This is a genomic window from Mangrovicoccus algicola (genome assembly GCF_014903745.1).
Taxonomy (GTDB): Bacteria; Pseudomonadota; Alphaproteobacteria; order Rhodobacterales; family Rhodobacteraceae; genus Mangrovicoccus; species Mangrovicoccus algicola.
Genome location: NZ_JACVXA010000015.1, coordinates 76,520 through 84,676 on the forward strand (window position 1 = coordinate 76,520; position 8,157 = coordinate 84,676).

Sequence of the window (8,157 nt, forward strand, 5' to 3'; positions counted from 1 at the left end):
GGAAACGGCCGGGTGCCATGCCCGGCCGTTTTCCTTTGAAAGGGGCGCGGCCGGGCCTTGCGCCCTGTCGCGCCTTGACTATAACGCAGGCGATTTGCCCACTCCCGAGCCAGAGGCGGAACCCCCATGCCCAAACGCACCGACATCTCCTCCATCCTGATCATCGGTGCCGGTCCCATCGTCATCGGCCAGGCCTGCGAGTTCGACTATTCCGGTGCCCAGGCCTGCAAGGCGCTGCGCGAGGAAGGCTACCGGGTCATCCTGGTCAACTCCAACCCGGCCACCATCATGACCGATCCGGGCCTGGCCGATGCCACCTATATCGAGCCGATCACCCCGGAAGTCGTCGCCAAGATCATCGAGAAGGAACGCCCCGACGCGCTGTTGCCGACGATGGGCGGGCAGACCGGTCTGAACACGTCGCTGAAGCTCGAGGAAATGGGCGTCCTGGAGAAATTCGGCGTGGAAATGATCGGCGCCAAGCGCGAGGCCATCGAGATGGCCGAGGACCGCGCCCTGTTCCGCGAGGCGATGGACCGCATCGGGCTGGAGAATCCCAAGGCCGACATCGTCACCGCGCCCAAGCGCGAGGATGGCAGCCGCGACATCGCGGCGGGCCTCAAGATCGCGATGGAGTCGCTGGAGCATATCGGCCTGCCCGCGATCATCCGCCCGGCCTTCACCCTGGGCGGCACCGGCGGCGGCGTGGCCTATAACCGCGACGATTACGAATATTACTGCCGCAGCGGCATGGAGGCCTCGCCGGTCGGGCAGATCCTCGTCGACGAATCCCTGCTGGGCTGGAAGGAATACGAGATGGAGGTGGTCCGCGACCGCGCGGACAATGCCATCATCGTCTGTTCCATCGAGAATATCGACCCGATGGGCGTCCATACCGGCGACTCGATCACCGTCGCCCCGGCGCTGACCCTGACCGACAAGGAATACCAGCAGATGCGCGCCGCCTCGATCGCGGTGCTGCGCGAGATCGGCGTGGAGACCGGCGGCTCGAACGTGCAATGGGCGGTGAACCCCGAGGATGGCCGCATGGTCGTCATCGAGATGAACCCGCGCGTGTCGCGCTCCTCCGCGCTGGCCTCCAAGGCCACCGGCTTCCCGATCGCCAAGATCGCGGCCAAGCTGGCCGTGGGCTACACGCTGGACGAGCTGGACAACGACATCACCAAGGTCACGCCCGCCTCCTTCGAGCCGACCATCGACTATGTCGTCACCAAGATCCCGCGCTTCGCCTTCGAGAAGTTCCCCGGATCGAAGCCCGAGCTGACCACCGCGATGAAATCCGTGGGCGAGGCGATGGCGATCGGCCGGACCTTCCACGAATCCGTGCAGAAGGCGCTGGCCTCGCTGGAGACCGGGCTGACCGGCTTCGACGAGATCGCCATCCCCGGCGCGCCCGACAAGGTGGCCGTGACCAAGGCGCTGAACGACAAGACCCCCGACCGGATGCGGGTGATCGCCCAGGCGATGCGCCACGGTCTGTCCGATGACGAGATCCAGGCGGTCACCGCCTTCGATCCGTGGTTCCTGGCGCGGATCCGCGAGATCGTCGAGACCGAGGAGCAGGTCCGCCGCGACGGGCTGCCGGTCACCGAAGAAGGCCTGCGCCACCTCAAGATGATGGGCTTCACCGATGCGCGCCTGGCCAGGCTGACCGGCCGCGACGAGGACAATATCCGCCGCGCGCGCCTGAACCTGGGCGTGACCGCGGTGTTCAAGCGCATCGATACCTGCGCCGCCGAGTTCGAGGCGCAGACCCCCTACATGTATTCCACCTACGAATACCCGGTGATGGGCGAGGTGGAATGCGAGGCGCGTCCCTCGGACCGCAAGAAGGTCGTCATCCTCGGCGGCGGTCCGAACCGGATCGGCCAGGGGATCGAGTTCGACTATTGCTGCTGTCATGCCTGCTTCTCGCTGTCCGAACAGGGCTACGAGACGATCATGATCAACTGCAACCCCGAGACCGTCTCGACCGATTACGACACTTCGGACCGGCTGTATTTCGAGCCGCTGACCTTCGAGCACGTGATGGAGATCCTTGCCAAGGAACAGCAGAACGGCACGCTGCACGGCGTGATCGTGCAATTCGGCGGGCAGACCCCGCTGAAGCTGGCCAATGCGCTGGAGGCTGCGGGCATCCCGATCCTGGGCACCACCCCCGACGCGATCGACCTGGCCGAGGACCGCGAGCGGTTCCAGGCGCTGGTCAACCGCCTGGGGCTGAAGCAGCCGAAGAACGCCATCGCCTCCACCGATGCCCAGGCCTTCGCCGCGGCGGTCAATATCGGCTTCCCGCTGGTGATCCGTCCCTCCTATGTGCTGGGCGGGCGCGCGATGGAGATCGTCCGCGACCAGGCGCAGCTGGAACGCTATATCGCCGAGGCGGTGGTCGTGTCGGGCGACAGCCCGGTCCTGCTGGACAGCTATCTTTCCGGCGCGCAGGAGGTCGATGTCGACGCGATCTCCGACGGCACGGATGTCCATATCGCCGGGATCATGCAGCATATCGAGGAGGCGGGCGTCCATTCGGGCGACAGCGCCTGCTCGCTGCCGCCGCATTCGCTGAGCCCCGAGATCATCGCCGTGATGGAAGAACAGGCCCGCGCGCTGGCGCTGGCGCTGAATGTTCGCGGGCTGATGAACATCCAGTTCGCGATCAAGGATAACGAGGTCTACCTGATCGAGGTCAACCCGCGCGCCTCGCGCACCGTGCCCTTCGTCGCCAAGGCGGTGACCTCGCCCATCGCGGCGATCGCGGCGCGGGTGATGGCGGGCGAGTCGCTGAAATCCTTCGAGGGCGTCGAGGGTGGCCTGGCCTCCTGGCGCACCGGCCGTTTCGCGGTGAAGGAGGCGGTGCTGCCCTTCGCGCGCTTCCAAGGCGTCGACACGCTCCTGGGCCCGGAGATGCGCTCCACCGGCGAGGTGATGGGCTCCGACGAGGATTTCCCGATGGCCTATCTCAAGGCGCTGCTGGGCGCGGGCACGACGCTGCCTGCCTCGGGGACGGTGTTCCTGTCGATCAAGGAAGACGACAAGACGCCGGTCCTGGTGGAGACGGCGAAGGTGCTGGTGGAGACCGGCTTCTCCATCGTCGCGACCCGCGGCACGGCGCAGTTCCTGGCCGGGCATGGCGTGGCGGCGGATGTGGTCAACAAGGTCTATGAGGGCCGGCCGCATGTGGTGGACCTGCTGAAGGACGGCGCCATCGCCATCCTGATGAACACCACCGACAGCAGCCAGTCGGTCGAGGACAGCCGCGAGATGCGCAACGTCGCCCTGATGAACCGCATCCCCTATTTCACCACGCTCGCCGCCTCCCACGCCGCCGCGCTGGCGATGAAGGCCCGCCTGACCCACGATATCGGGGTGAAGGCGCTTCAGGAGGCGTGAGCCTTCGGCCGCCGTCGCGGCAGCGGAGCAAACGGAAACCCCGGCCAGCGGCCGGGGTTTTTCTGTCCGGCAGGGTGCGGCAGGGCTTGCGGCGGATCAGCCGGCTTCGCGCAGGCCCTGCATCGCGTCCTTTTCGGGGCCATAGAGATAGTCCCGCGTCAGCGGCACCGCGCCCTGGTCCTTCGCCAGCTGGAACTGGAACACCGCCTGGCGGCCGTGGCGGAAGGTCATTTCGCAGGCCAGCAGGTAGAACCGCCACATCCGCCAGAAGCGCGCGTCGAACATCGCCTCGATCTCGGCGCGCTTCGCCTGCACGCGCCTTTCCCAGTGATGCAGCGTCTCGGCATAGTGAAGCCGCAGGATCTCGATGTCGCACGGGTAGAGGCCCGAGCGTTCGATATGCGGCATCGTCTCCGACAGGGTGGGGACATGGCCGCCGGGGAAGATCCGCTTGATGATCCAGGGGCTGACCGCGACCGGCGTGCCGGTACGGCCGATCGTGTGGATCAGCGCCACGCCGTCCGGGGCCAGCTTGTCATGGACCTGCGCGAAATACTCGCCGTATTGCGGCATGCCGACATGTTCGAACATGCCCACCGAGACGATCCGGTCGAAGCGGTCCTCCACCTCGCGGTAATCGCGCAGCAGGATCCGCACCCGGTCCTGCAGCCCCGCCGCCGCGACGCGTTCGCTGGCCAGCCGGTGCTGGTCCTCCGACAGGGTGACGCCGGTGACGCGCGCGCCGAATTCCTGCGCCAGCGTCATCGCCATCCCGCCCCAGCCGCAGCCGATATCCAGCACCGACATGCCCGGTTCCAGCCGCAGCTTGCGCGCGATATGGCGCTTCTTGGCGATCTGCGCCTCTTCCAGCGTCGCCTCCGGATGCTCGAAATAGGCGCAGGAATACTGCATGTCCGCGTCGAGGAAGAGCCGGTAGAAATCGTTCGACAGGTCGTAGTGATGCGCGACATTGCTTTTCGCGCGGGCGACGGAGGTGATCTGGTTCAGCCGGCTCATGAGTTTCTCGGGGCGCAGCGCATGGGGCCTGCGTCCGCCGCCATTCATGTTGCGCAGCGCCAGCGCGATGAGCCCGCCGATATCGTCGTTCTCCACCGTCAGCGTGCCCTCGGTATAGGCATCGCCAAGCGCCATCTCGGGATCGGTCACGAATTGCCGGATCCGCGCGGGGTCGCTCAGGCGGATGCGGATCGGGGGGCGGTCCGGCTGGCCATAGAGGGTGGTGGTTCCGCCGGGAAGCGTCACTTCGAGCGCGCCCTCGACGATCAGCCCCTTCAGGAGCCTATCAAGGAGTTTCTGCCACATCGTCACATTTCACTTTTACCTGGTGGGTCTTGCCTGACGGATCAGGAAAGACAGACCACCTGGACCCGCCGGGTCGGTGAAATGCCGGGCCGGGGACGGCCTGTCTCGTCGCCGTCAACCCGGAAAGGTTAACGCGGGTTCCCGCCTGCGGGTGTCACAACGCCGTGAGCGCCGGAACCCGGGGGGTCACCACAGGGTTTTCGCCGCCCGCTTTGGCCAGCTGCGGTCATAATCCTCGCCGTCGATATCGCCCCTGCTGCGCGCGGCCAGGATCTCGCCGGCACTGGGCAGCTCGGGCCGGGTTTCGGGCAGCGTCCAGAGCCCGGCGCGCATCAGCGCCCGGGCGCATTGGATGTAGATCTCGTCGACAGCGATCACCGTGACGGTGCGCGGCTGCCTGCCGCGGGTCTCGAATTCCGCGAGAAGGGCGGCATCGGCGGTCAGCCGGGCGCGGCCGTTGATCCGCACGACATTGGTTTCGCCCGGGATCATCAGCATCAGCGACACCCGCCCGTCGCGGACGATGTTGCGCAGGCTGTCGATGCGGTTGTTGCCATGCCAGTCGGGCAGGGCCAGGTTATGCGCGTCGAGGATCCGCAGCACGGGGCCGTCATCGCCGCGCGGCGAGGCATCGGTGCCCTCGGGGCCGACCGTGGCCAGCACGCAGAACCGCGCCGCCTCGATCCAGGGGCGGTATTCCGGGGTGATGCGATCGGCCACCTTCACCAGCGCGGCCGGGACCGCCGCCCCGTAGAGCGCCTCCAGCTCCGCTTCGCTGTCGATCCAGTCCATGCTCATTCCTCCTTCGCGAACCCGGCCTCGGCCATCAGCGCGTCGCTGGCCGTCTCCACCCGGCTCTGCAGCAGCGCCATGAAGGCCTCGGTCTCCAGGCCGGGCGGGATCGGGTCCAGGAACTCGACCACGGCCAGGCCGGGCTTGCGCAGGATGCCGGCACGCGGCCAGAACAGCCCGACATTGGTTGCGGCGGGCACGCAGGTCTGATCCATCTGGCGATAGAGCGCGCCGGAGCCGATCTTGTAGGGCACGACCGCCCCCGGCGCGACGCGCGTGCCCTGCGGATAGATGATCAGCTGCCCGGGCCGGGTGCTGCCCTCGGCGACATCCTTCAGCATCTTCGAGATGGCGGCGCCGCGGCGGCCGCGATCCACCGGCACGCAGCCGATCCTCAGCGCGAACCAGCCCAGGACGGGGGCCCGGATCAGCTCGCGCTTCATGATGAAGCGCGGCTGGCGCAGGACCGAGCAGAGCAGGATGATGTCGAGGAAGCTCTGGTGCTTGGACGCGATCAGCACGCCGCCCTCGGGGACGGGCCCGCGGATTTCCGAGCGCAGCCCGACCATCCAGCGCGCGGAGAAGCGCACCCAGCGGCAATAGGTGCGGATCCCCGCCGATGCCCCCTGCCGGTCGACCAGCGCCCAGGGGGCGAAGGCCAGCCCCATCAGCGCCATGACCAGGTACATCTGCAGGATGAACAGCAGCGAGCGGATCCAGCGCCAGGCATGGGCCATGTCAGGGACGTCCTTTCAGCAGGCGGAGCGCGCTCCGGCGGGTGGTGAACCAGGCGACGGCCGCGGCCAGCACCGGCACCGGCAGGACCATCGCCCAGGCGAGGCCCTGCGGACGCAGCGCGGGAAGCCCCGCCGCCCCGGTCCCGGGGATCAGCGCCAGCAGCGCCGCCGCCGCCGCCACGCCCAGGACCGCCCCGGCGGCGGCCTGCAGGGTGATCCGCCGAACGAAGGCCCGCGCGATCCAGGTGTCCCGCGCGCCCACCAGGCGCAGCACGTCGATCACCTGGGCATTCTCGGCCAGGGCCGCGCGCGCCGCCAGCGCCTTGACCGCCGCCAGCGTGCCCGCGATCAGCGCCAGCGCCGCCAGGGTCAGCCCGGTCATCCGCGCCTGCGCCCGCGCCAGCGGCGCGCGCCAGCGGTCATGGTCGTCCAGCCGCGCGGCCGGAACCTCGCCGGCCAGCCGCAGCCCCAGCGCCCTTGCGTCGAACCCCTCCGGCGTGGTCTCGATCTCGATCAGCCGGGGCAGGGGCAGCGTGTCGAAGGGCATGTCCTTGCCGAACCAGGGCTCCAGCAGGGCCTGCTGTTCCAGCGGCGGCACGACGCGCGCGGTCTCGATGCCGGGCGTGGTGCGCAGCACCTCCATCGCGGTTTCGGTATCGGCCTCGCGCGCCTCGCCCGCCGAGGTGATGCGCAGCGTCGCGGTGCCGGCCAGGTCCACCTGCCAGCTGTCGCCCAGCCGGATCAGCATGACCGCCAGCGCGATGGCGAAGACGGCCAGGAAGGCCATGGCGGCGGTGCCGAAGGCCACCAGCCGCGTGGTCAGGCCCGCGGAAGGCACGACGCGGCCCGCGCCCGGGGCGCCGCGCAGGAAATCGGCAAGGCTCACAGCGCGGCCCCCGCCTGGGTCAGCTTGCCGTCCTTCAGCCGCAGCACCCTGGCATTGACCATGGGCTTGGCGGCGCGGATCAGCGCCAGGTCATGGGTCGCCATCAGCACCGGGGTGCCGAGGCGGTTCAGCTCGATCAGCAGCGTCAGCAGTTTCAGCGACATCTCCCAGTCCAGATTGCCCGTGGGCTCGTCGGCCAGCACCAGTTCCGGCGCCGGCAGAAGCGCCCGCGCCAGGGCCGCGCGCTGGCGTTCGCCGCCCGACAGGGTCGGGGGCAGCGCGGCGCGGTGCCCGCCCAGCCCGACCCAAGTCATCAGGTCCTGCGCCTGGGCGCGCATCTCGGCATCGACCGGCCCGCGCACGGTGAAGGGCAGAAGGATGTTCTCCTCCAGCGGCAGATGGTCGAGAAACTGCGTGTCCTGGTAGACGATCCCCATGCGGCGCCGGGCGCCGGCCCGGGCATCACTGGTCATCTCGGAAAGCGGGCGGCCGAACAGCCGCACCTCGCCTTCCGCCGGGGTCATCGCCCCCGCGCACAGTCTCAGTAGCGTTGTCTTGCCTGCGCCGGAAGGTCCTGTAAGGAAAAAGAAGTCTCCGGGCTGCAGGGAGAAGGTGACATCGGCAAGCACCATCCGCCCGCCGAAGCCCACCGTCACCTGTGAGAGGTCGATCACTCGTACTGCCCCTTTGGTTGCGGCCCCCTTCTTGCCTCAGGCGCCGGGGCATGGCAACGGGCAACGCTTGGCGCCGCGGCGCGAAATTGCTAGAGGTCGGCTCATGCGGGAAGGAGTGCACGCAAAGGTGATCCGGATCATCTGTCCAGCCTGTCAGGCCGCCTATGACGTGCCCGAATCCGCCATCGCCGCCGGCGGGCGGGACGTGCAGTGTTCGGCCTGCGGTCACAACTGGTTCCAGCTCTGGCTGCCCGATCTGTCGGCGCGTCCGGCCGCGGGCGCGCCCTCCGCCGCCGCGGGCCTTCCGGCGCCCGGGCGGGAGCCGCCGCTGCCC

At 68.6% G+C, this 8,157-nt stretch carries 7 protein-coding genes; 2 read left to right on the forward strand and 5 right to left on the reverse strand.

Annotated elements, in window-relative coordinates:
* Positions 1 to 126 precede the first annotated feature (126 nt).
* Positions 127 to 3,411: a carbamoyl-phosphate synthase large subunit gene (gene carB / locus ICN82_RS07690; RefSeq protein WP_193181417.1), complete on the forward strand. Its 3,285-nt coding sequence runs from the start codon at positions 127 to 129 to the stop codon at positions 3,409 to 3,411.
* A 96-nt stretch (positions 3,412 to 3,507) separates the two neighbouring features.
* Here carB and ICN82_RS07695 read toward each other — a convergent pair whose 3' ends face one another.
* From ICN82_RS07695 to ICN82_RS07715, 5 genes are all read right to left on the reverse strand, one after another.
* Entirely contained in the window at positions 3,508 to 4,734 is a 1,227-nt protein-coding gene (locus ICN82_RS07695) for an SAM-dependent methyltransferase (RefSeq protein ID WP_193181419.1), read from the reverse strand.
* A gap of 186 nt (positions 4,735 to 4,920) precedes the next feature.
* A complete protein-coding gene (locus ICN82_RS07700) occupies positions 4,921 to 5,526 on the reverse strand; it encodes a pyridoxamine 5'-phosphate oxidase family protein (protein ID WP_193181421.1) in 606 nt (201 codons plus the stop codon).
* 2 nt (positions 5,527 to 5,528) lie between these two features.
* Positions 5,529 to 6,263 (reverse strand): lysophospholipid acyltransferase family protein, encoded by a 735-nt coding sequence (locus ICN82_RS07705; protein ID WP_193181423.1) that lies wholly within the window; start codon positions 6,261 to 6,263, stop codon positions 5,529 to 5,531.
* Between the two features lies 1 nt (position 6,264).
* A complete protein-coding gene (locus ICN82_RS07710; RefSeq protein WP_193181425.1) occupies positions 6,265 to 7,149 on the reverse strand; it encodes a cell division protein FtsX in 885 nt (294 codons plus the stop codon).
* A complete protein-coding gene (locus tag ICN82_RS07715) occupies positions 7,146 to 7,823 on the reverse strand; it encodes a cell division ATP-binding protein FtsE (protein ID WP_193181428.1) in 678 nt (225 codons plus the stop codon). The genes ICN82_RS07710 and ICN82_RS07715 overlap by 4 nt, the downstream gene beginning before the upstream one ends.
* 127 nt (positions 7,824 to 7,950) lie before the next feature.
* Between ICN82_RS07715 and ICN82_RS07720 the strand changes: the two genes are divergently transcribed.
* On the forward strand, positions 7,951 to 8,157 hold a 207-nt coding region (locus ICN82_RS07720; RefSeq protein WP_407943751.1), incomplete at its 3' end, for a zinc-ribbon domain-containing protein.